General features: G+C 30.5%; 22 protein-coding genes and 1 riboswitch. Of the genes, 19 read left to right on the top strand and 3 right to left on the bottom strand.

The genetic code is table 11. From position 1 onward, the window contains the following. The first annotated feature begins 90 nt into the window (after positions 1–90). From acpS to CLTEP_RS02845, 18 genes are all read left to right on the top strand, one after another. Entirely contained in the window at positions 91–486 is a 396-nt protein-coding gene (gene acpS / locus CLTEP_RS02930) for a holo-ACP synthase (protein ID WP_066822359.1), read from the top strand. Next, complete coding sequence (locus CLTEP_RS02925; RefSeq protein WP_066822357.1) at positions 467–1,966, top strand: bifunctional ADP-dependent NAD(P)H-hydrate dehydratase/NAD(P)H-hydrate epimerase; 1,500 nt, start codon at positions 467–469, stop codon at positions 1,964–1,966. The genes acpS and CLTEP_RS02925 overlap by 20 nt, the downstream gene beginning before the upstream one ends. 84 nt (positions 1,967–2,050) lie before the next feature. Next, positions 2,051–2,671 carry a germination lipoprotein GerS-related protein gene (locus CLTEP_RS02920; RefSeq protein ID WP_084364581.1) on the top strand — a complete coding sequence of 207 codons (621 nt, stop codon included), beginning with the start codon at positions 2,051–2,053 and terminating at the stop codon, positions 2,669–2,671. Positions 2,672–2,735: 64 nt separating this feature from the next. Next, the gene (alr, locus tag CLTEP_RS02915) at positions 2,736–3,896 is read left to right on the top strand and encodes an alanine racemase (RefSeq protein ID WP_066822355.1); all 1,161 of its coding nucleotides are present in this window, start codon (positions 2,736–2,738) and stop codon (positions 3,894–3,896) included. Between the two features lie 142 nt (positions 3,897–4,038). Continuing rightward, a complete protein-coding gene (locus CLTEP_RS02910; RefSeq protein ID WP_066822353.1) occupies positions 4,039–4,362 on the top strand; it encodes a CopG family transcriptional regulator in 324 nt (107 codons plus the stop codon). Next, positions 4,319–4,672, top strand: coding sequence for a type II toxin-antitoxin system PemK/MazF family toxin (locus tag CLTEP_RS02905; RefSeq protein WP_066822351.1), 354 nt, complete (start codon positions 4,319–4,321; stop codon positions 4,670–4,672). Before CLTEP_RS02910 ends, CLTEP_RS02905 begins: the two co-directional genes overlap by 44 nt. Before the next feature lie 283 nt (positions 4,673–4,955). Next, positions 4,956–5,783, top strand: a complete 828-nt coding sequence (locus tag CLTEP_RS02900; protein ID WP_278319515.1) for a transketolase — start codon at positions 4,956–4,958, stop codon at positions 5,781–5,783. Beyond that, positions 5,780–6,721 (top strand): transketolase family protein, encoded by a 942-nt coding sequence (locus CLTEP_RS02895; protein WP_153016266.1) that lies wholly within the window; start codon positions 5,780–5,782, stop codon positions 6,719–6,721. Before CLTEP_RS02900 ends, CLTEP_RS02895 begins: the two co-directional genes overlap by 4 nt. Positions 6,722–6,962: 241 nt before the next feature. Beyond that, positions 6,963–7,325, top strand: coding sequence for a hypothetical protein (locus CLTEP_RS02890; RefSeq protein WP_066822345.1), 363 nt, complete (start codon positions 6,963–6,965; stop codon positions 7,323–7,325). A gap of 45 nt (positions 7,326–7,370) precedes the next feature. Beyond that, positions 7,371–8,066, top strand: a complete 696-nt coding sequence (gene ftsE / locus CLTEP_RS02885; RefSeq protein ID WP_066822341.1) for a cell division ATP-binding protein FtsE — start codon at positions 7,371–7,373, stop codon at positions 8,064–8,066. Next, positions 8,047–8,937 carry a permease-like cell division protein FtsX gene (ftsX, locus tag CLTEP_RS02880; protein WP_066822339.1) on the top strand — a complete coding sequence of 297 codons (891 nt, stop codon included), beginning with the start codon at positions 8,047–8,049 and terminating at the stop codon, positions 8,935–8,937. The genes ftsE and ftsX overlap by 20 nt, the downstream gene beginning before the upstream one ends. A gap of 106 nt (positions 8,938–9,043) precedes the next feature. Next, positions 9,044–10,357, top strand: a complete 1,314-nt coding sequence (locus CLTEP_RS02875) for a S41 family peptidase (protein WP_066822337.1) — start codon at positions 9,044–9,046, stop codon at positions 10,355–10,357. An 88-nt stretch (positions 10,358–10,445) separates the two neighbouring features. After that, entirely contained in the window at positions 10,446–11,741 is a 1,296-nt protein-coding gene (locus CLTEP_RS02870; RefSeq protein WP_066822335.1) for a PDZ domain-containing protein, read from the top strand. Positions 11,742–11,811: 70 nt separating this feature from the next. Next, entirely contained in the window at positions 11,812–13,797 is a 1,986-nt protein-coding gene (uvrB, locus tag CLTEP_RS02865) for an excinuclease ABC subunit UvrB (protein ID WP_084364577.1), read from the top strand. A gap of 41 nt (positions 13,798–13,838) precedes the next feature. Further along, positions 13,839–16,661 (top strand): excinuclease ABC subunit UvrA, encoded by a 2,823-nt coding sequence (gene uvrA, locus CLTEP_RS02860; protein ID WP_066822332.1) that lies wholly within the window; start codon positions 13,839–13,841, stop codon positions 16,659–16,661. Positions 16,662–16,716: 55 nt separating this feature from the next. Continuing rightward, positions 16,717–17,139: an FHA domain-containing protein gene (locus tag CLTEP_RS02855; RefSeq protein ID WP_066822329.1), complete on the top strand. Its 423-nt coding sequence runs from the start codon at positions 16,717–16,719 to the stop codon at positions 17,137–17,139. A gap of 23 nt (positions 17,140–17,162) precedes the next feature. After that, a complete protein-coding gene (locus CLTEP_RS02850) occupies positions 17,163–18,443 on the top strand; it encodes an FtsW/RodA/SpoVE family cell cycle protein (protein ID WP_066822326.1) in 1,281 nt (426 codons plus the stop codon). A gap of 1 nt (position 18,444) precedes the next feature. After that, positions 18,445–19,860 (top strand): peptidoglycan D,D-transpeptidase FtsI family protein, encoded by a 1,416-nt coding sequence (locus CLTEP_RS02845; RefSeq protein ID WP_066822323.1) that lies wholly within the window; start codon positions 18,445–18,447, stop codon positions 19,858–19,860. Positions 19,861–19,910: 50 nt separating this feature from the next. On the opposite strand, the gene CLTEP_RS02840 is transcribed toward CLTEP_RS02845, so the two are convergent. From CLTEP_RS02840 to CLTEP_RS02830, 3 genes are all read right to left on the bottom strand, one after another. After that, the gene (locus tag CLTEP_RS02840) at positions 19,911–21,284 is read right to left on the bottom strand and encodes a sensor histidine kinase (RefSeq protein WP_066822320.1); all 1,374 of its coding nucleotides are present in this window, start codon (positions 21,282–21,284) and stop codon (positions 19,911–19,913) included. Between the two features lie 2 nt (positions 21,285–21,286). Then, positions 21,287–21,970 carry a response regulator transcription factor gene (locus tag CLTEP_RS02835; protein WP_066822317.1) on the bottom strand — a complete coding sequence of 228 codons (684 nt, stop codon included), beginning with the start codon at positions 21,968–21,970 and terminating at the stop codon, positions 21,287–21,289. A 334-nt stretch (positions 21,971–22,304) separates the two neighbouring features. After that, positions 22,305–23,111 (bottom strand): hypothetical protein, encoded by an 807-nt coding sequence (locus tag CLTEP_RS02830; protein WP_066822315.1) that lies wholly within the window; start codon positions 23,109–23,111, stop codon positions 22,305–22,307. A 317-nt stretch (positions 23,112–23,428) separates the two neighbouring features. Beyond that, positions 23,429–23,624, top strand: a riboswitch (cobalamin riboswitch). Positions 23,625–24,152: 528 nt separating this feature from the next. On the opposite strand from CLTEP_RS02830, the gene CLTEP_RS02825 reads away from it, so the two are divergent. After that, positions 24,153–25,004 carry a YitT family protein gene (locus CLTEP_RS02825; protein ID WP_066822314.1) on the top strand — a complete coding sequence of 284 codons (852 nt, stop codon included), beginning with the start codon at positions 24,153–24,155 and terminating at the stop codon, positions 25,002–25,004. Positions 25,005–25,009: the final 5 nt, after the last annotated feature.

The following is a 25,009-nucleotide window of genomic DNA, read 5'->3' as shown; positions in this document are numbered from 1 at the left end:
GGAGCCTTGTAGGTTCCTTTTAATTTTGAAAATAAATTTTATTTTGCATGGTATAATATTTAGAGAGTATTAGTAAAGGAGTGATTTTATTTGATAGTTGGAGTAGGAACCGATATAGTTGAAATCGATAGAATAAAAAATGCTATAACTAAAAGGCAAGGTTTTTTAAGCAGAATTTTTAATAAATCAGAAATTGAGTATTTAAAGAGAAGAAATATGAGACCAGAATATGTAGCGGGCAGATTTGCTGCAAAAGAAGCTGTTGCTAAAGCTTTGGGAACTGGATTCAGAGGCTTTGACTTTAAAGATATAATAATCGAAAAAACTGCACTAGGTAAACCAATTGTGTCTTTAAAAGGAAAAGCTAGGATGATAGCATTGAAAGAAGGGAATTATAAAATACATTTGAGCATATCACATTGCAATAAATATGCAGTAGCAAATGTGATACTGGAGGTTATAGAATATGAAAATAGCGACATCTAAAATTATAAGAAGCATTGATAAGTATTGTATTGAAAAATTGGGTATTCCAGGTATAGTACTTATGGAAAAGGCAGCAGAGAAGGTTGTAAAGAACATTCCATTAGAAGAAACTAATTCATTTGTAATAGTTTGCGGGAATGGTAATAATGGAGGAGATGGTTTAGCAGTAGCAAGACAGTTGTTTTGTCTTGATAAGCATGTAGAGATATTTATGTTTGGCATAAATAATTTAAGTGATGATTGCAGAACTAACTATGGTATTATTCGAAATATGGGAATTAAAGTGAACTTCATAAATGGAATCGAGGATATAGAAATACTAAGAGAAGCTATAAAAATGTGCGATGTTACAATAGATGCTATTTTTGGAACTGGTTTAAGTAGAAAAGTAGAGGGTATATATGATTTAGCTATTACAGTTATCAATGAAAGCAGTTCAAATATTATATCAATCGATGTACCTTCAGGATTTGATAGTGACAATGGAATAGAACTGGGTAACTGTGTTCAAGCGAATAAAACAATATCATTTCAGTTATATAAAAAAGGATTTATCAATTATAATACTGATAGGTTTACAGGAGAAGTAATTGTAGAAGATATAGGTATACCTGATATTGTTATAGATAAATTCCATGAGAATGAATTTATGTTGGATGAAAATATTATTAAAAACAAAATAAAAGCAAGAGAAAAATATAAGCATAAAGGGGATTTTGGAAGAGTATCAATAGTCGCAGGAAATAAGGGGTTTACTGGTGCACCAGTGATTGCTACACAAGCAGCGGTTAGAAGTGGAGCAGGGCTTGTTACACTATGTTGTCCAAGTGATATACAGTATATTGTTAGTTCGAAATTATTGGAAGCTATGACTTTAGATATAGATGATAGGGAGAAATTTGAAAATTTAATTAATAAGAGTGATGCTGTTGCAATTGGACCTGGTATGGGAAACAATGATAAAACACTTACGATATTATCACATATAATAGAAAAAATTAACTGTCCATTAATAATAGATGCAGATGGAATTAATGTTTTAGCAGGAAAAATGAATTTATTGAAGAATAAGAATAATGAGATAATTCTGACACCTCATTTGGGCGAAATGTCGAGAATAACGGGATTAAGTATTGATTATATAGAAAAAAATAGATTGGAGGTATCAAAAGATTTTGCGTCTGAGCATGGTATTATATTAGTTTTAAAGGGATACAACACCATAATTACAGATGGTAAAGTTACTTATATTAATGCTACTGGTAATAGTGCTATGGCTAATGGTGGAATGGGAGATTGTTTAACTGGAATTGTTACGTCATTTGTTGCTCAAGGATATAAACCAATTGAAGCTGCTTATATGTCTGTTTATATTCATGGCTATTGTGGCGATAGATTATCTCAAAATATGTATTGTGTTAATGCTGCACATATTATAGATGAAATACCATATTCTATTAGTAAAATAGCTAAGCTCTAAATTTTAGAATGTTTGCAGTTACTAGAATATAATATTAAGTATGTTAATAGTATTAATAATAGAATGAAAAACTGGAGGTATACTGTGAAAAAAATCATATTAATACTATTAATGCTGTTTGTGATTGTTATTTTATTTGTATTGAAATGTACTCACAGATATGGGGATAATTATGAAGCTATCGACTTTCTTAAGAATATTGATGCATATAGTGCTGATGTTGAAATAATAGTTAAGAATAGAAATCAAGATATTACTTATAATACTAAACAAATATATAGTAAAGAATTTGGACATGTAGTTGCTATAAACCAAAATAGGGTGCTGACTTATTTGGATGGAAAGATATATGTGAGAGATTTGAATAATGGAAAAACATATATTCAAAATCAAAGTTTTGATAGCGTTTTTAAATTGAGCTTTGTGAGCGAGTACATTAAGATGCTTTATACAAATGAAGAAATCCAGTACTCATATAAATACATAAATGATGATGAATATCAGCTAATACATTTTTTAATCCCGGGGACTAACAAAAATATTAATAAAGCTGTATTATATATAGATACAAAGGAATTAAAACCTAAAAGGGTTTACATCTATGATATATATGGTAATAAAAGTATAGAGGTGATTTACAAAAACTTCAAGACGAATATAGATATAGATAAATCACTATTTGATATAAATAAGCATACTGATTGAATTAAAGAGATAATAAAATTGTGAAGCGCTTAATTTATTTTTATGTGTATATGGGGGAAATAGTATGTTTAGACATATGAGGCCGGTATGGGCGGAGATTGATTTGGACAAATTAGCTCATAACATGAGGGAAATCAGGAGAATCTCTACAAGCCGGGAAATAATGGCAGTGGTCAAAGCAGATGCATATGGTCATGGTGCATTAGATGTAGCACCCGTATTGTTGCAAAATGGTGCTGATAGATTAGCTGTGGCGGTTCTGAGTGAAGCGATTGAACTTAGAAAAGGAGGTATTAATTGCCCTATTATGATTTTGGGTTTCACTCCTCCAAGCCTTTTTGATGAATTATTAGAGTACGATATTGAACAAACAATATATTCAATAGATTGTGCAGAAAAATTATCACAAGAAGCTCAAAGGAAAAACAAAATTGCTAAAATACATATCAAAATAGATTCTGGAATGGGCAGAATAGGATATGAACCGAATGATAAAAGTGTGGAGGAGATATGTAAAATTAGTGCATTACCCAATATAGAAATTGAGGGCATATTTACTCATTTTTCATCTGCTGATGATGAAAATAAAGAATATACAATACTCCAAAATGAAAAATTTATGAGTGTAAATGATAAACTAAAAAAGAGAAATGTTAAAATTAATAATATACATGCTGCGAATAGTGCTGCTATTATAGATTTGCCAGAGTATCATTATGATATTGTAAGACCTGGAATAATACTTTATGGATATTATCCGTCTAATGAGGTAAATATACAAAAGATTGACTTAAAACCGGTAATGTCATTAAAAACTAATGTAATTCATGTTAAAGAAGTACATTCTGGAGAGTATATTGGTTATGGTAGGAAATTCAGAACTAGTAGAGACTCTGTAATTGCTACATTGCCAATAGGATATGCTGATGGTTATACTAGACTTTTTTTTAATAAGGCTAAAGTTATTGTAAAAGGGAAATTTGCTCCTATTATAGGAAGGATATGTATGGATCAATGTATGATTGATGTTACAGATGTGGAATGTGTAAAAATTGGAGATGAGGTTATACTAATAGGTGGAAGTGATAAAAACAAAATTACTGCTGACGATTTGGCAGAATTACTAGGTACTATTAGTTATGAAATTGTATGTATGATTGGCAAAAGAGTGCCAAGGGTTTACATAAAGGATAATAAAGTTGAAAAAGTGAGAAGATATATTTAAACTTTATCGAATAAGATGGTATTATTAAATTTATTGTCAAAAAAGGTTAAAAAATCTTTTGACATATTTAAAAATGTTATCTATAATAAACTTGGTGATGATACATATTTCGCATAAGCTAAATAGGAGGTATTAATTTCTCATGTCTGGTAAAAAAAAGTTAGTAGTCAACCTCTCAGAAGTACTTTATAACGAATTCAATGAGGCACTAAGAAAAGATTGCAGAAAAAAGAGTGAATTTATTACAGAGGCTATAATATTATATATTGAGGAACAAAAAAAGGAAAGTTTCATTGAACAGATGAAAAAAGGCTACAATGATATGGCTAGATTGAATTTAGAGATTTCGGAATGTGGTCTAGAGGATTATATAAATGAATTAAATGAATATGAAGCAAAGCTTTCGGAGAGTGATTTACCTGATGACTACTACACCAGTAAAAAGAGGAGATATATTTTATGCTGATTTAAGTCCAGTTGTTGGATCTGAACAGGGAGGAGTTAGGCCTGTTATTATTATCCAAAATGATATTGGAAATAAGTATAGTCCGACAGTAATTATTTCAGCGATAACGTCTCAGATAAATAAGGCGAAACTACCTACACATGTTGAAATTTCATCTGAGGAATATGGATTAAATAAGGATTCAGTAGTTTTGCTTGAACAAATAAGAACTTTAGATAAGAGAAGACTTAAGGAGAAGATTGGTCATATGTCGGATGAGGATATGAGCAAGGTTGATCAAGCACTTTTGATCAGTATTGGACTTCAATAGATAAAATTATATATTCATGGGGAGGGATGTATGCCTTCCCCTTTTTTGAATAAGGTATCAGATTATGAAAAAAGTAGTTCCCAAAGCATTAAATATGTTTTATCGGTTTTAATAATTTTGGTAACTTAGTTAATGAAATGGACTTAAAATAAAAATATAAAGGGAAGGTAGGTGAAAATCCTGATTTGTAGTTCAGTATAAATAAAATTTATGCTGTTGTTCTGTTTGGTCCACAGGACAAAACTTGGAATATGTTTGGTCAAGTTTTATAAATCAGGAAAATATGATGAATATGAGTAATGACGAATTGAAGCAAGTAGCCAAAACCATCAGAAAAGATATCATTAAAATGTTAACAGAATCAGGTTCAGGTCATCCAGGAGGTTCATTGTCAGCAGTTGAAATATTGACGACATTATATTACCATGAAATGAATGTGAATAGTGAAAAACCACATGATCCAGATAGAGATAGATTTGTTTTATCTAAGGGTCATGCAGCACCAGCTTTGTACAGCGTGTTAGCTGAAAAAGGATTTTTTGATAAAGACGAATTGATGAAATTGAGAAAAATAGGATCAATGCTTCAAGGACATCCTAATATGAATTATATTCCCGGGATAGATATGTCAACTGGTTCATTAGGTCAAGGTATATCTGCTGCTGTTGGGATGGCTTTAGCAGGTAAATTAGATAAAAAAGATTATAGAGTGTATACTTTGCTTGGAGATGGAGAGTTAGCAGAGGGACAGGTTTGGGAAGCTGCTATGTCAGCAGCACATTATAAGCTTGATAATTTAACTGCTTTTGTTGATCATAATGGATTACAAATTGATGGAAAATGTGTTGATGTTATGAATTCTAATCCAGTAGATGAGAAGTTTAAGGCTTTTGGATGGAACGTTATAGTAATCAATGGTCATGATTTTGAGCAAATAATAAATGCGATACAAGAAGCAAAAAGTGTAAAGAATAAGCCAACAGTAATTATATGTGAAACAGTTAAAGGAAAAGGTGTATCCTTTATGGAAAATCAGGCTGGATGGCATGGAAGTGTTCCAAATAAGGAACAGTGTGCTCAAGCATTGAAAGAAATTGGAGGTGAAGAATAATGACACAGATTGCTACAAGAGAAGCGTATGGAAAGGCATTAGCTAAATTAGGAAGAGAAAATGAGAATGTTGTTGTACTAGATGCGGATTTATCTAAATCTACAAAAACAGCTGAATTTAAAAAAGAATGTCCTGAGAGATTTATCAATATGGGTATTGCAGAAGCAAATATGATGACAGTTGCGGCAGGACTATCTACATGTGGAAAAATTCCTTTTGTTAGTACATTTGCTATATTTGCGGCTGGAAGAGCTTTTGAGCAAATAAGAAATTCAATTTGTTATCCTAAATTAAATGTAAAGGTTTGTGCAACTCATGCTGGTATAACAGTAGGAGAAGATGGTGCTTCACATCAAGCTATAGAAGATATTGCTCTAATGAGAAGTGTTCCAAATATGGTTGTTATTAATCCAAGTGATGGAGTGGAAACGGAAGCAGCAATAAAAGCAGTAGCTGAGTATAATGGACCTTGCTATGTTAGATTGGGTAGAGCTAAGGTGAATGTAATAAATGATAATCCAGAATATAAATTTGAAATTGGTAAGGCTGTTACTTTAAGAGAAGGGCAAGATGCAACAGTTATCGCAACTGGAATAATGGTGGATGCAGCTTTGGAAGCGTATAATATTCTTGCAGAAGAGGGCATTAAAATAAAGGTTGTTAATATACATACAATTAAACCAATAGATGAAGAAGCTATAATCAGTGCAGCAAAAGAGACTGGTGTAATTGTTACTGCTGAAGAACATAATATAATAGGGGGATTAGGTTCAGCAGTTTGTGAAGTCGTTTCTAGCAATTGTCCTGTTCCTGTTTTAAGAGTAGGTGTAAAGGATAAGTTTGGTGAAAGTGGTAAGCCAGATGAATTGCTAAAAGCTTATGGCTTAACAGCAGAAGATATTGTCAAAGAAGTTAAAAAAGCAATACAGCTTAAATAAAACTATTTATTGTTTATTATGAACTAAGGCATTTTCAAAAAAATAACTAGTCAGTATGCTAGTCTATTTTGCAAACTACTTCATCGTTGGAACCCGTTGATAGAATCCACTATCAGCGGAATCCAACTCTTTGTATTTCACAAAATATACGTCGCATCTTTGACTTGTTATTTTCTTTCAAATGCCTAAGATAGGTGAAAATCAAAAGATTTTCACCTTGTTTTGCAATGGAGGGGATAACATGAAGGAAAAAATACATGATTTACTTGTATGTTTAAAATTATCGCTGCTAATTTTTGTTATTCCAGCGAGTATAGGCATTTTGGTTGGGATTTTATCGAGTAGAGCTCATAATGGCAGTATTCTTATAAATATTCTTACATGGATTTTTAATATTGGTACTTGGATGGCTTCATTGGGATTGTTATCATGTGCAGTTGCATTTATTAAAACTGATTTCATGAGGGAATTAAATTATCAAGAGCAGTGGAGAAAACATTTTTATAAATTCAATTTGATGATGGTTATATTTTTTATTTGTATGTTTATTTATGTTTATTTGATAATACTAGATTACGTAAAATATGTTATAATGATGGTGTGAGTTTTCTTAACTTGTAATGAAGTACTAGAATAAGGAGAATTTTGTATGATTGAATTTAAGAATATTTCAAAAATATATGATAATAATATAATCGCACTTTCAAATATAACTGTTACAATAGATAGGGGCGAATTTGTATTTTTAGTAGGTCCAAGTGGAGCTGGTAAGTCTACTTTTATTAAGATGTTATTAAAAGAAGTAGATCCAAATGGTGGTAAGTTGATTGTGAATAATATAAACATAACCAAGCTTCCAAGAAATAAAATACCATATTATAGAAGGAAGATAGGTGTTGTTTTTCAAGATTTTAGATTAATACCATCGCTTAATGTATATGAAAATGTTGCTTTTTCTATGAGGGTTACTGAGGCTTCACATAAAGATATTCGAAAAAAGGTTCCTATGGTTCTTTCATTAGTTGGATTATCTAAAAAATATAAGGCTTTTCCCCATGAGCTTTCGGGTGGTGAGCAGCAAAGAGTTGCTATTGCTAGAGCAATTGTTAATAATCCAGCTATATTAATTGCAGATGAGCCTACTGGAAACTTAGATCCTGATACGTCTATGGAAATTATGGAATTATTAAATGATATCAATAGAGCTGGAACAACTATTGTTATGGCAACTCATGCTAAGGATATTGTTGATAGTATGCAAAAAAGAGTAATTGCTATTGAAAAAGGTATTATAGCAAGAGACGAACAAAGGGGTAGATATAATTATGAAAATAAATACTTTTAAATATTTTGCAGTAGATGCATGTAAAAGTTTAAAGAGAAATAAGACATTAAGCATAGCATCAATTGCAACAGTTGCTGCAACATTGTTTATTTTGGGTATTTTTATGTTGGTTATTGTAAATGTAAATAAGGGTATTGATGAAATTGGGTCAAGATTGGAGGTTAAAGTATTTCTTAAAGATGATATAACAATGAGCGAAAAAGCTGATTTGGAAAGGGCAATAAAGAATACAGAAGGATTTGAAAAGGCAGTATTTGAGACTAAGGCACAGGCACTTGAAAAGGTAAAAAAACAGCTTGGACCTGAAAATCAAGAATTATTAGAAGGGTTTGAAGGAGATAATCCATTTCCTAATTCTTATATAGTTACTGTAAAGAAGCCAGAATATGTTGCTAATGTTGTTAAAAACGTAAAGGATTTGCCTGGTGTTGAAAAAGTTAAAGATGCAAGAGATATTGTGGATAAAATAATAAGTTTTACGAAGACTATTAAATGGTTTGGATTTAGTATTTTTGGAGTATTGCTTTTCGTTTCTTTATTTCTAATAGGGAATACTATTAAATTAACAGTATATTCTCGTAAAAAAGAAATAGGTATAATGAAGTATGTTGGTGCTACTGATTGGTTTATTAGATGGCCATTTATTATTGAAGGTGTTATTATGGGAATTGTGGGGAGTTTTATAGCATCTATTACGTTGTATTATTTATATAGAGTTGTTTATTTAAGGTCTGTTCAGGCAACACTAATGGTAGGATTAGTACCGCCATCATACATAATAAACAGTATTATGAGTGAATTTGTACTTGGAGGGATTATAATAGGAGCTTTTGGAAGTACTGTATCAATAAGAAAGTTCTTAAAAGTATAGATGTTCATCATATAGTACATAATGTATAAATTTGTGTATGCTAAAATATTAGCATGAGGTACACAATGGAAGGAGTTGAAAAGCCGCAGTATATAGCGGCGAATATATGTTAGACAATGATAAAATAAAATTAACAAATTACAATCACAGTAGTAGAGATAAAAAAAATAATAAATTTAAATGGATTATTTTTGTTGTTCTACTTGTGTTAGCTACAAATGCTTTAACAGCTTTTTTAGTAACAAATGCTCTTCCTAAGGAAACGGCTGATTCAAAAGGAAGTGCTTATAGTGGAAAACATATTTCCATATTTAATAGTTATGATGAGAAGGACATTGAGCAATTTAAAAAATTGTTTATCGTAAAAGATAAATTAGAGAAATATTACAATGGTAAGATTGATGAAAACCTACTAGTTGAAGCTGCTATAAAGGGAATGACGAATTCATTAAATGATCCATATACTGTTTTTATGAATAAGAAAGAATTTGAATATTTGACTACTGAAACAGAAGGAAGTTATGTTGGACTAGGAATACAAGTAGGGGTAGTAGATAATCAAATAGTAATTATTGCACCTTTTGAGGATTCTCCTGCTAAGAAGGCAGGAATACAGTCTGGGGATGTTATAAAGAAAGTAAATGGAATTGAGGTAACGGGAAAGGATTTAGATAAAGCTGTTTCAATGATGAAAGGTAAAAAAGGAGAAAAAGTTAATATCACAATTTACAGGAAAGACAAAGGGGATATGGATTTATCTATTGTTAGAGATGAAATAAAGCTGAATACTGTTAAAGCTGAAATGATTAATGATAAAATAGGATATCTTCAAATTTTCATGTTTGATGAGAATACAGGTGCAAATGTTAAAAAAGCACTTGATAAACTTCATAGTGAAGGTATGAAGAGCTTGATATTGGATTTAAGACAAAATCCAGGAGGATTGGTTAGTCAATGTGTTGATGTAGCTTCAAATTTTATTCCTAAAGGAGATATAGTTGTTTATACAGTAGATAAATATAATCATAAGAAAGAATACAAATCACATGGTGGTAAATATACAGATTTACCAATAGTTATATTAACTGATGAAGGTACTGCTAGTTCATCAGAGATTTTGTCTGGGGCTTTAAGAGATTACAAGAGGGCAACATTAGTTGGTACAAAAACTTTTGGAAAAGGGGTAGTTCAATCGGTTTTTTATAGAAGAATAGATGGATTTGGTGATGGTACTGCATTAAAGGTGACTGTATCAAATTATTATACACCTAGTGGTGATAATCTAAATAAAAAAGGTATTAAGCCGGATGTAGAAGTAAAGTATCCAGAAGAATTATATAATAAGGATTATAATAGGGAGATTGACCCTCAATTCAAAAAAGCCTTAGAGATTGCTAATGATAAATTGAATAAAAAATAATATTTTAGTATTTTAGAGAGTAAATTAAGTATCTATCAATATTGATAGGTACTTAATTGTTGTATAAGGAGTTGAGAGGAGAATAGGTATGGAGATTTTTTTATATACTTTGAAAACTGTGGCGTATGCAGTTGTAAGTCCGAATTTTTCCATTATGTTGCTGATTTTAGGGATAGTGTTTTATCGCAAAAACAAAAAGGTTACCATGATGCAAAAAATGATTATTGGTAATAGTATAGATTCTGCTTTAGAATTAACAATTTCTCAAATTGTATTAGGTATACTTGCGGGTGCATTTGGAAGCTTGTGTTTATCTAGCTTAGGAATTTCTTTTTATAGAAATTCTGCAATATACTTAATGTTTATTATTTCTATTATTTTAATGAATTTTAATTCTAGATTTATTTGTTTCTCTTATTCTGGAGCAGTTTTAGGAATTATGACGATAATAAATAGAGTAGTTTCAGATTTGTTTCAAATATCTCCTTTAAGCTTATTTGATATCAATATTGTTTCACTAATGAGTTTAGTAGGTGTATTACATATAGTTGAAGGATTGCTTGTTATTGGAGATGGAAGCAGGGGTTCTATACCTGTTATTGCAAATAGAAATGATAGTATTATAGGTGGTTTTATACTAAAAAGATATTGGGCACTACCCATTGCTATATTTATAATGATAAATAATAGTACTACAGTTACTTTTAATTCATACAGTTCAATAAATATTCCAAATTGGTGGCCACTTATAAAGGGTACAATAAATTTTAATATACTTAAAAGCTCAATGTTATACTTTCTACCTATCTATGCAGTTATAGGATACAGAAGTATTACATTTACAAAAACGAAACGGAAAAAATCAATTTTATCAGGGAGTATGATATTGATATATGGAATAGTATTGATATTGGTTTCTCAGTTAGCAAGGATAGATTTTATTTTAAAAATTGCAGTAATAATATTTGCACCATTAGCACATGAATTAATGATTAGAATTGATATGTTTATGGAATTGAATGGTGAAGCTAAATTTGTAAGCAGAGAAGATGGAATAATGGTTTTAGATGTAGCACCTAATTCGCTTGCATATGAAATGGGAATGGAAACTGGTGACCTAATAGTAGAAGTAAATGATAAGAAAATAGAATTTGAAAAAGAAGTTAGAGATATTATAAAACAATTTCCTAATTTAGTTTGGTTTAAAATAAAAAAACATACAGGTGAACTCGTAGAAGTAAGTTCTAATAAAATTACCTCAAACAAGAAGTTAGGAGCGGTTTTGGTTCCTAGATATATGCCTGATGATGTAAAAGAAATTAATATTAATGGTGAAAGATTTAAAGATATATTGGATAGAATAAAGAATAATGATAAAAATTAGTAATTGACATATTCAAAATTAAAGTATACAATAATATCAATACCGAACTAATGTTCAAGGGGTGGGTTTGTTGAACAGATTTGTTTTAAAGTCAGATTTTAAACCTATGGGTGATCAACCACAGGCAATTGATAGTATAGTAAATGGAATAAAAGAAAACAAAAAATTTCAGACATTACTAGGAGTTACAGGTTCAGGTAAAACTTTTACCATGGCAAATATAATTGAGAGAACGCAGAGGCCAACATTGGTATTAGCACATAATAAGACATTAGCAGCTCAGTTATGTTCAGAATTTAGAGAGTTTTTTCCTGATAATTGTGTTGAGTATTTTGTATCATATTATGATTATTATCAACCAGAGGCTTATGTTCCTCAAACAGATACTTATATTGAAAAAGATGCTTCTATCAATGATGAAATTGATAAACTAAGGCATTCAGCTACTTCAGCGTTATTAGAAAGAAGGGATGTTATTGTTGTCGCTTCTGTTTCTTGTATATATGGTTTAGGTAATCCAGATGAATACAAAAAACTTACTGTTTCATTACGTCAAGGTATGGAAAAGGAACGAAATGAAGTCATTAAAAAGCTTGTAGAGATACAATATGAGAGAAATGATGTCAATTTTGTTAGAGGAACTTTTAGGGCAAGGGGAGATACGTTGGATATATTTCCAGCCTCATCAACAAATATAGGAATTAGAGTTGAGTTTTTTGGAGATGAAATTGAAAGGATAAGGGAGTTTGATGTATTAACAGGTAAAATAATAGGCAGCAGAAAACACGTATCCATATTTCCAGCGTCTCACTTCGCAACATCAAAGGATAGACTTGAAATTGCTATAAAGCAAATAGAAGAGGAACTAGAATGTAGGCTAAAAGAGCTTACAGATAATGGATGTTTATTAGAGGCTCAAAGATTGAAGCAGAGGACTAATTTTGACATTGAAATGATAAGAGAAGTTGGATATTGCAGTGGAATAGAAAATTATTCAAGGATACTTGATGGAAGAAAGCCAGGTTCACCACCTAAAACATTAATAGATTATTTCCCAAAGGATTACATATTATTTGTTGATGAAAGTCATGTAACACTTCCTCAGGTTAGAGCTATGTATGGTGGGGATAGATCGAGAAAAAATAATTTAGTAGAATACGGTTTTAGATTACCGTGTGCTTATGATAATAGACCTTTGAAATTTGAGGAATTTGAAAAAAAATTAAATCAAACCATATTTGTAAGTGCCACGCCAGGAGAATATGAATATACCCATTCACAGAATATTGCAGAGCAAGTGATTAGGCCTACAGGACTAGTAGATCCAGAGATTATTGTTAAAAAGATAGAAGGACAAATAGATGATTTATATTCTGAAATACAGAATACTGCTAAAGATGGATATAGAACTTTGGTAACAACTTTAACTAAAAAGATGGCAGAAGATTTGACCAATTATTTTAAAGAAATGGGTATAAAGACTAAATATATGCATTCTGATATCAAAACAATAGATAGGATGAAAATAATAAGAGATTTAAGGCTTGGGAAATTTGATGTCTTAGTGGGGATTAATCTATTAAGAGAGGGCTTGGATATTCCCGAAGTTGCACTTGTAGCTATTTTGGATGCAGATAAGCAAGGATTCCTCAGATCAGAAACTTCACTTATACAAACTATAGGTAGGGCGGCGAGGAATTCTAAGAGTAGAGTAATTATGTATGCTGATAGTATAACACCTGCAATGGAAAAGGCTATAAATGAAACCAATAGAAGAAGAAAAATTCAAATGGATTATAATAAAGAACATGGAATTGAACCTAAAACAATATTCAAAGGTATAAGAGATGTAATAGAGGCAACCGTTGTTATTGAAGATAAAGTTGAATATAGTTCTCTCGAGGCAGCTATTGAATCCTCAAATGATGATATAGATAAATTAATACAAAAATACGAAAAAGATATGAGGAATGCAGCTAAAGATCTTCAATTTGAAAGAGCAGCTGAATTGAGAGATATAGTTTATAAACTTAAAAAGCAGAGAAAATACAGCTAGTATATGTTTAGAAATTGTGTTTAAAAAGTGGGGTATATATTATGAAAGATAGGATTGTGGTTAAGGGAGCTAAAGTACATAATTTAAAAAATATTGATTTAGAGCTTCCAAGAGATAAATTTATTGTTTTTACAGGATTATCGGGGTCAGGTAAATCTTCTTTAGCATTTGATACTATTTATGCAGAGGGACAGAGGAGATATGTTGAATCTTTGTCGGCATATGCAAGACAATTTTTAGGACAAATGAATAAGCCTGATGTGGAATACATTGAAGGATTGTCTCCAGCAATTTCAATAGACCAAAAAACGACTAGCAGAAATCCACGTTCTACAGTAGGAACTGTAACTGAGATTTATGATTATTTAAGATTGCTTTATGCAAAGGTGGGTATTCCCCATTGTCCTAAATGTGGCAGAGAAATTGAAAAGCAAACTGTTGATCAAATGGTCGATAGAATTATGCAGCTTCCGGAAAGAACTAAGATACAGATTCTTTCTCCAATAATAAGAGGTAAAAAAGGGGAACATACCAAAGTAATAGAAAATATAATGAAAAATGGATATGTTAGAGCGAGAATAGATGGACAAATATATGATTTACAAGAGGATGAATTAAAATTAAATAAAAATAAGAAACATACAATTGAAGTTATTGTAGATAGAATAATAGTAAAAGAGGGTATAGAAAGCAGACTATCTGAATCTTTAGAAATGGCATTAAAATTTGCAGAAGGTCTTGCAATAGTCAATATAATTGGTAAAGAAGACATATTATTTAGTGAAAATTTTTCATGTCCACATTGTGGAATAAGTATAGGAGAGATTGCTCCAAGAACTTTTTCATTTAATACACCTTATGGTAAATGTGATAAATGTGATGGTTTAGGAAAGCTTATGGAAATAGATGAGGATTTAGTTATTCCTGATAAAAACAAGAGTATAAAAGAAGGGGCGATAGCTGCAATCGGTGAAGGAAGTTTAAAAGAAGATGCATGGACATTTGCAGTGCTTAAAGCACTTAGTAAAGAATATGATTTCAGCTTAGATACTCCTATAAAGGATTTAAAGCCTGATATTGTTGATATTTTATTATATGGATTAAGAGGAGGAAGAATAAAAGTAGAATTTGTAAAAGATTTCAAAACGGGAGTATTTAATCACAAGTATGAGGGCATAATCAATAATCTAAGAAGAAGGTATTTTGAAACGAATTCAGACTATATTAAGAAGATGATTGAGGAATTTATGAGCGATAATGTATGTCCAAAGTGTAAGGGGGCAAGACTGAAGCCAGAAGCATTAGCTGTAACAGTTGGTGGAAAAAATATATTTGAATTTTGTTCGATGTCAATAAGAGATGAGCTTGAATTTATAAATTCTATTAAATTATCAGAAAAAAATACAGTAATAGCCGAACAGATTTTAAAGGAGATTAAGAGTAGACTCAAATTTCTTATAAATGTTGGATTGGACTATTTAACGTTAATGCGTTCTGCAGGTACATTATCAGGTGGAGAGGCACAGAGGATTAGATTGGCAACGCAAATAGGTTCTAGTCTTGTTGGAGTATTATATATACTTGATGAACCTAGTATTGGGCTTCATCAAAGAGATAATGATAAATTGATTGCTACATTAAAGAATCTACGTGATATAGGAAATACTGTAATTGTTGTAGAGCATGATGAAGATACTATACGTGAAGCTGATTTTATTGTTGATATTGGACCAAGAGCAGGTGAACATGGTGGTGAAATTGTTGCAGCAGGTGATTTGAAGTATATTATGAATTCTAAAGAGTCTATCACGGGTCAGTATCTAAGAGGAGATAAATGTATAAAAATTCCAAATAAGAGGCGAAAATGTAATGGTAATAAAATAACTATTAGGGGTGCTAAACAAAACAACCTTAAGAATATTGATGTCGATTTTCCACTCGGAGTATTTACGTGTGTTACAGGCGTATCGGGTTCAGGAAAGAGCACATTGGTAAATGAAATTCTTTATAAAGGATTATGTGCTAAGATTAAAAAGAGTAGAAAACTTCCAGGAAAACATAAAGACATAGTTGGATATGAAAACATTGACAAAATAGTTGACATAGATCAAAGTCCAATAGGAAGGACACCGAGGTCAAATCCTGCAACATATACAGGTGTTTTTGATATAATAAGGGAAGTATTTGCCACAACACCAGAGGCAAGAGTTAGGGGATACAAGCCGGGAAGATTTAGCTTTAATGTTAAAGGTGGTAGATGTGAGGCTTGTAGAGGTGATGGTATAATAAAAATAGAAATGCAATTTTTATCTGACGTATATGTTCCATGTGAGGTTTGTAAGGGAAAGAGGTATAATAGAGAAACTCTTGAAGTTAAATACAAGGGTAAAAATATTGATGATGTTTTAAATATGACTGTTGAGGAAGCATTATATTTCTTTGAAAATTTGCCAAGAATAAAGAATAAACTTCAAGTTCTTATGGATGTAGGTCTTGGATATATAAGATTAGGGCAGCCATCTACTCAGCTTTCGGGTGGAGAAGCTCAGAGAATTAAGTTGGCATATGAGTTATCAAAGAGAAGTACTGGTAAAACATTATATATACTGGATGAACCGACGACGGGTCTTCACATTGATGATGTTAATAAGCTGATAAGCATACTTCAAAAATTAGTTGATAATGGAAATACAGTAATCGTAATTGAACATAATCTTGATGTGATTAAAAGTGCAGATTATATAATAGATTTAGGTCCAGAGGGTGGAGAAAATGGTGGTACTATTGTTTGTAGTGGTACACCCGAAAAAGTTGCTAAAAACATAAATTCTTATACAGGACAATATTTGAAAAAAATGATATAATAATGTAAGACTAGTATTGTATGCTAGCCTTATTTTATATTAAAGAGGTGATTGAATGGAATTAGCAAATTTGGGACTTGTATTAAAATTTGCTATCATAGTCATTATATATTTGATTATATTTTTTGCATTAAGAATAATGTATAAAGATATAAGAAATATAGGAAAAAGGATAAACAGGACTATTGGATTAGAGATAATTAAAAAAGGTGATAATTCAATATTGCGTAATGGTGCATTGATTCCTGTAACTAACGAATTAACTATTGGAAGAAATGAAAATAACATTTTGGTATTAAATGATCGATATGTTTCTGCTTTTCATGCTAAAATTTATCTAAAGAATGCTGATTATATTATTGAAGATAACAAGAGTACTAATGGTACATTTGTCAATGACAAAAGGATATTAAAAACAATATTGAAGAATGGTGATGAAATTAAAATTGGGACGGCATTGTTTAAAGTTATAGGGTAGAAGGGCGAAATGGGAGTGAAATTATGAATGACATTAAAGATGAAAGAAAATTACTTGTTTTTACTTATCTTTTGTGTATTATGTGCTTTTTCAATGTATCAATAGTGGGTAATATTATAGATAGAAGTGCATTAATACTTGGAATTGTGATGTGTGTGATTATATCATATTCGTATATCATAATAAAGAGATTTTTCCCAGATGGTGATAAATACATATTGGTGTTTTCGAGTATACTCAACATTATTGGAATTGTTGAATTATACAGATTGAATCAATTATTAGCCATAAAACAAACTTTATGGTATACGTTAGGTAATGCTATATTCATAATAATAGTAATTGTTGTATCGGATTTAAAGGCATTTAATAGATATAAGTATTTGTATTTAATAGTAACTGTTTTATTAATGGCATTGGGAACTTTTTTAGGTCAGGAAATAGGAGGGGCAAAGAATTGGATAAGGATTGGGGCATTCAGTTTTCAGCCATCAGAGTTTGGTAAAATAACATTGATAGCATATTTGGCATCGGTATTAGAAGATTATGGAACTCAAAAACAAAGTAGAAAATTTTCGATATTTGATAATGTATTCGATAAGTATTTGAAAAAATATGATATTCACGAAAGCTATAAATCATTGATTGAACCAGCTTTGGTAGTGATGGTGTGTTTAGGATTTATGGTACTTCAAAAGGATTTAGGTTCTGCTTTAATATTATTTGCAATATCGGTTACTATGTTGTATATAGCCACATCAAAATTTAAATATGTTATTACATGTATTATTCTGTTTGCAATTGGGAGTGTAATAAGTTATTGCATGTTTTCTCATGTTAGAATAAGAATTGAAATATGGTTAGACCCTTGGAAATATGCTTATGCACAAGGAAGTCAGATTGTTCAATCATTGATTGCAATTGTTTCGGGTGGATTATCTGGTGCTGGGCTTGGTCTAGGGAAACCTTGGCTTGTACCAGTTGTAACAACTGATTTTATATATGCAGCTATTTGTGAGGAATTTGGCATATTAGTAGGTATTGCAGTAATAATATTATATTTCTTGTTGTTTTATAGATTAATGAGAGCAGCTGTGTCAGCAAAAGATAATTTTTCTAGACTCTTAGCAGTAGGATATAGTACTATGATAGCTTCTCAAGCACTTGTAATAATAGGAGGGGTAACTGGTGCGGTTCCTCTTACTGGTATTACACTTCCATTGGTGAGTTATGGAGGAAGTTCACTTGTAATAACCTATTTTTCATTAGGTATAGTACAAAAAATATCAGAGGAAGGTATATAAAATGGAAGATATTTCTAATAACATTAAAAAAGTAATGACTATTTTTTTAGTGTGTTTTGTATGTTTAATGTCTTATATAATATATATATTTGTATTTAGAGGAGAAAACATAGCATTAAGTGTGTATAATAATAGGTTGTGGACTGATAGGAAGCAAGTGCTGAGGGGTTCTATATTTGATAGAAATATGAATGTTTTAGTAAAAAGTAAGGGTATTAAAAATAAGGATCAACAATTAGAATATATGGAAGGGGAAACTTGTGCTCATGTTTTAGGGTATATGGATTCTATTTATGGATTGACGGGGCTTCAAAAATTATATGACAAGGAGCTTATGGGTAAGAGAAAGGGGCTATTTGGCTTTGAAAAAAAATACAATAGTAGAGTAGGATTGAATATTCAAACCACATTGGATATAAAGCTTCAAAATAAAGCATTTAATTTATTAGGAAATAATAAAGGTGCTGTAGTGGTTCTAAATCCTAAAACTGGTGAAATACTAGCTTTGGTTTCAAAGCCTTCATATGATCCTAATAATTTAAGAAAAGATTGGGATAAATTAAGAAAAGATAAAAATTTTCCACTTCTAAATAGAGCTGTTTCGGGTATGTATGCACCTGGTTCCACTTTTAAAATTATAACGACTGTATGTGCACTCGAAAATATAAAAGGGATTCAAAATGAAGTATTTGATGATACGGGTAAGTTGGTTTTTAATAGCAAGGAATCATTAAAAAATTACAATGGAGAAGTATTGGGCAAAATAAAATTAAAGGATGCATTTGTTCATTCAAGTAATGTTGTTTTTGGCTCATTAGGAGTTAAATTAGGTGGCAAAAAATTGGAAGAAACAGCAGAAAAATTTTATTTCAATAAGGATATTCCTGCAGATGGTATTATTATAGATAACAGCAGATTCCCTAAACTTCAGAGTTCAGGTAATGGTGATATAGCTCAAAGTGCTATTGGACAAGGAAAGATACTTGCAACTCCTATTGAAATGGCTTTGGTTGCAGCTTCAATTGCTAATGATGGTGTAATGATGAAGCCTATGCTTGTCAGAACTGTATTTGATAATAATGGTAAGATAATAAAATCAATGATTCCTGGAAGAGTTGATAGGGTTACAACACCACAAAATGCAGCCATAGTAAGGGGATATATGAGCGATGTTGTCAAAGAAGGTACGGGTAAAACTGCGAATGTTAAAGGTATAGAAGTGTGTGGTAAAACAGGTACTGCAGAGCATGATGATATTCCAAATGTTGTTGAACCTCCACATTCATGGTTTGTTGGATTTGCACCATATAACAATCCTAAAATAGCTTTTGCAGTTATTGTAGAAGATGGTGGAGTAGGTGGAGGAAAAGCAGCCTATATAGCTAGAGAACTCATTAAGGAATATTTGGTAAAATAATTTGAATTAAAAATGTTTGAAGAAAGCTGTTTATCTATTCGTGTTTTTTATTAAGATACACTCGTAGGTATTTCTAATGTGAAGGTAGTACCTTCATTTTTTTTGCTAGTAACATATATGTTACCTTTATGAGCTTCAATAATACCTCTTACGATAGAAAGTCCAAGTCCTGTTCCGCCAGTTTTTCTATTTCTAGAATTTTCAGCTCTATAAAAGCGTTCAAAAATATGAGGTAAATCATATTCATCTATACCTATACCATTATCTTGTATTTTAACAATTGCGATTGTTCCTTTTTCTGATAAGGATATGTTTATATAACCATTTTTGTTTGTAAATTTGTTTGAATTTGATAACATGTTGATTAAAACCTGTTTGATTTTATTTTTGTCAATACATGCAGTTACTTCATTGCGGAAAGAGAAGTTCACATGAATATTTTTTTCGTTAAAAACAGGTTTAAACTGTTCAATAACAGATTCTATTAATTTATTTAATGAAACATTTTCCTTTTCCAATTCAAATTCTGGTTTATCTAATGTGGTGAGTTTTTCAATGTTTTTCACCAAATCGGTTAATCTAACTACTTCTTCATGGCAAATATTTAGTCGTTTAGGGGAAGCTTCAAATATTCCATCGATTATTGCTTCTAATTGGTTTTGAAGTACATTTAAAGGAGTTCTTAATTCATGAGATATATCTGCTGTTAGTCTTTTACGAAGAGTTTCCTGTTCTTCTAGAGATTCCGCAAGATAATTTATGGATTTATTCAAATCTTCAATTTCTTTAGTATTTGTTTTTATTTTCACACGAGCAGAAAGTTCTCCATTTCTTAGAATGTCTGCAGTATTTTTTATTTTTAGTATTGGTTTAGATATTTGTTTAGAAAGCATAATACCTATTAAAATCGTAATGATTACACCTACTACTGCTATAATTAATAAGCCTCTAAATAAATTGGACTTGAATTTTTTATCTATTTGAGATAAAGGAGGAAATCCAAATCTTTCAAAACTAACGTATCCTTTTATTGTATTATTAACTTCTATAGGATACTTTTTTACAAAGTGATTTCTTTGTTTTAAACTCATTCCTTTCATATGCTGTTGCTTTTTATTGACATTTTCCCACAGAAAATTACCATTTTCATCATATATTGATATATGATATCCACCACGAGTGAACATATGTCTTAAATTTTCGAAGTCATGAGGTGTTATGTTTTTATTGTTTTCATATATATTTTCTATATATTCAACAACTTTTAATACTTGAGCATTTTCATTTTCTTGTCTATACTCATTAAAAGAGAAGTCTATCATAATATGAGTCATAACAAAAAACATTATGGTTAGTAATATGGCTGTAAATCCAAAATATAAGCTCATTTTTGTACTTAATTTTATTTTTTTGTTCATTTTCATAGCTATTCACCTTCAAATTTATATCCAAATCCAAAAACTGTTATTATATATTTAGGATGTTTAGGATCATCTTCAATTTTTCTTCTTATGTTCTTAATATGTGCATCTATAGTGCGATCATATCCATCAAAATCACTTCCTAATACATGCTCTATAAGTTCATCTCTACTGAATACTTTTTTAGGATTTCTTATAAAAAACATCAATAATTTATATTGCACAGGTGTTAATTCAATAAGTTTATTTTTTTTATATACTTTATGTTGTAATTCATCTATTTTAAGATCACCATTATTAAATTCAATTTGACTTGATAAAGGTTCGGTAGTAGAAGTTCTTCTCATAATAGTTTTTATTCTCATTATTAATTCTCTAGGGCTAAAAGGTTTTATAAGGTAGTCATCAGCACCAATAGAAAGCCCTATAATTCTGTCATCTACTGAGCTCTTAGCTGTAAGCATCAATATAGGGACATTTGATTGCTTTCGAATTCTCTTGCAAATTTCTTCTCCACTAATATCGGGTAACATAAGATCAAGTACTATAAAATCAGGATTGTGCTTAAAAAATAGTTCAAGCCCCAATGCACCATTAGATGAGGTATATACTTGAAATTTTTCTTTTTTTAAATATGCTTCTACGACTTCTAAAACATTTTCTTCATCTTCTATGACTAATATTTTCATTCTATTTCACCGCCTCTATGCTATATTCAGTAAATTTATTTGCTATATTCAGTAAATTTGTTCAGCCTATGGCTGAATATTAAATAGATTGTACTTGCAAAGTTCTTAAAATCGTATAATTCCCTAGAGAAAATATGAATTTTATAACTTGATAAGTATAAATTTGGAGTAATAGCACAAGTACTTATAGTTAAATATTAACATATATTTCAAAAAAGCTCTGATGCTTAATGCTACAGAGCTTTAATAGTAATCTACATTTATATTTTAAATCATTTAGGAAAATATTTCATTAACAAAATTATATTGATACTAAAACAAAATTATTTTGATACTAATTATTTGTTCCATTTAAGTTATTAAATCCTGATCTCATACCCCTATGCATACCTCTATTCATGCCTTTGTTGCCATTTCTTTTCGAATATATACTTCTAAAAGCATCTAAATCTTTTTGAGATAAAGTACCATCCTCCACTAATTTATCGAGCATATCTCTATGTTGCTGTCTAATGTTTTCTAAATAATTCCTACGTTCTTCTTTTGTCATGTTTTTCATTTTTTCGAAGTTAGCTTTTCTTTCTTTAGCTAAAGTATTGAATACTTCTTGTAGTTTATCAGCATTTTGCTTTTTTATAGTGCCATTTTCAATTAATGCATTTAATCTTTCGTTGAACTGTTCAGTTCTGTCTTTTTCCATTATTTCATGCATTTTATCTTTAATAGCATTTGCTTTTTCTTGTGTTAAAATTCCTTCAGAAACTATTTCATCAAGTAAGTTTGTTTTCCCTTGATTTCTTCTGTGATTGAAGTTGTTTCTCATTTCAGTTGTTCTATTTTTCATATACTCAAGAACTTTATTGCTTTCATCTTGTGTTATAATGCCTGCTTTTACTTGATCTGAAAGTACGTCTTCTAGAATACCATTCATGTGTCTGAACATAGTATTTTGAAATTGTGTTCTATTCATAGGTGCTTTAAAATTCATTGACATTCTGCTATTTCTCATGTTATTAGCAGCATTATTTGTAACAGGACTTGCACTAGCTATATTAGTTATAGATATTAATATTCCACCGGCTAGTACTCCACCAGCAATCACACCACTAACGACTTTTGACATTGATTTTTTTATTTTCATATTAATACATCTCCTTTTTGTTTTTGTTTTCTATGAGAACATTATATAAATAACTTGTGAATATCGTATGAATGAATTAAATTTTTTTTGCATAGTATCTTAATATATTATACATTGTATATTTGAGCAGTTTTATAAGACCTCCATTTTTATAAGTGGAAAATCTAAGCTTTTGCTTTATGTGGAGTAGAAGTTCAACATGCAGACACGATATTTTGCTTTAGCAAAATGAGTTCATTTTGCTAATTAAATTTACTGATCTAGCTTTAAGTAAACTATTATGTTAGAATTGAATTAGAAAACTTAATAACCGTTTAGTTAATTTGCAATTTTTAGGTATTAATGGGGTATTCTCATTAATTTAAAAGGGAAACAGGTTAGAATCCTGTACGGTCCCGCCGCTGTGTTGAGGAGCCTTTATACATTTTGCCACTGGTTTTCATTTAAAAACTGGGAAGGAGTATAAAGATGATGAATCTAAGTCAGAAGACCTGCCTAAAAATTCAGCGCTTTATTTCTCTACGGTCGATAGAGGGGGTGTTACGCAAATATGATTTTTTCATTTTTCGATGGTATATTTGCTCCCTTGGTTTTGCTATCCAAGGGATTTTTACTTACTGTCTTCTGAACAAACATATATATCTATTGTTAAAATTTGAATGATTAAATTTATTGGGAGGGAGGTAGACTGTTGCAGAATTATTATAAAAGTCTATAAAACTATCTAAAAAATTGTTAAGGATACAAGTGCTAAATTTGTGATATAATGGAGTTAGCTATTGTGAATCCCGTATATTGCGAAAGTGATATAACCATTGGGTAGAACCATGAGGGTGGTAGTTAGCGAAAACCAAGCAAATGTTAGTGAATACAAGTAGTTACACTTAAAAGTAAACTTGTATATGTAGGATTCGTTGTATCCGAATTTAAGCCCTCGGACTATTATATCAAACCAAAGTAGCTTCGGTAAAATGGGATAGGTTGAACAGGGAATTAAACAAGCTTTATAGAGTTTTATAAGGTTTTGGCAACGGTTTGTTTATGAAGAACAGTATTAAAGATTTTATCATCATTACTTTGGGGTCATTTTTAACTGCTGCAGGACTTTTTTTCTTTCTAGAACCACATAGCATTGCTGCAGGTGGGGTGTATGGATTTGGGCTTGTAATAAATAAATTTTTGCCTTTTTTGCCAGTTGGTCTTTTGATGATAATGATGAATATTATATTATTTGTTATAGCATTTATAGTTATAGGGCCAAGTTTTGGTGCTAAAACGATATATTCTAGTTTTTCACTTTCAGGGTATATGATGCTGCTTGAGATGGCATTTCCCAAATTTAAACCTTTAACAAATGATGTATTACTGGATTTAATAATTGGAATTTTGATTCAAGGTGTAGGAATGGGAATTATTTTTAATGTAAATGCTTCTACAGGTGGCACGGATATACTTGCAAAAATATTGAATAAGTATACTCATATAGAAATAGGAAAGTCACTTCTTATTATCGATTTGGTGTCAACAATATTAGCAGGTATGTGTTTTGGTGTAACAAAGGGTATGTATGCTTTGTTGGCTGTAATTATAAATGGATTATTAATTGACAAGCTAATTATTAGCTTTAATGATCGTAAAGAGGTTGTAATCATAAGTTCAAAACAAGATATTATAAAAGATTTTATTATTAACGAACTTGAAAGAGGAGTAACTTTATATAAGGCAAAGGGAGCTTATACAGACAATAAATTTGATATTTTAGATACTGTAGTAAGTAAAAAAGAATTTATAAGATTAAAACGGTATATAAAATCAGTTGACTGTGATTCTTTTGTTAAAGTAAATAATATTTATGAAGTTCTAGGAGAAGGTTTTAAGAGCATAAATGAATAATATCC

Origin of the sequence: Clostridium tepidiprofundi DSM 19306 (assembly GCF_001594005.1) — a bacterium.
GTDB classification, from domain to species: Bacteria; Bacillota; Clostridia; order Clostridiales; family Clostridiaceae; genus Clostridium_AC; species Clostridium_AC tepidiprofundi.
This window is presented reverse-complemented; position numbering and strand designations above follow the sequence as displayed.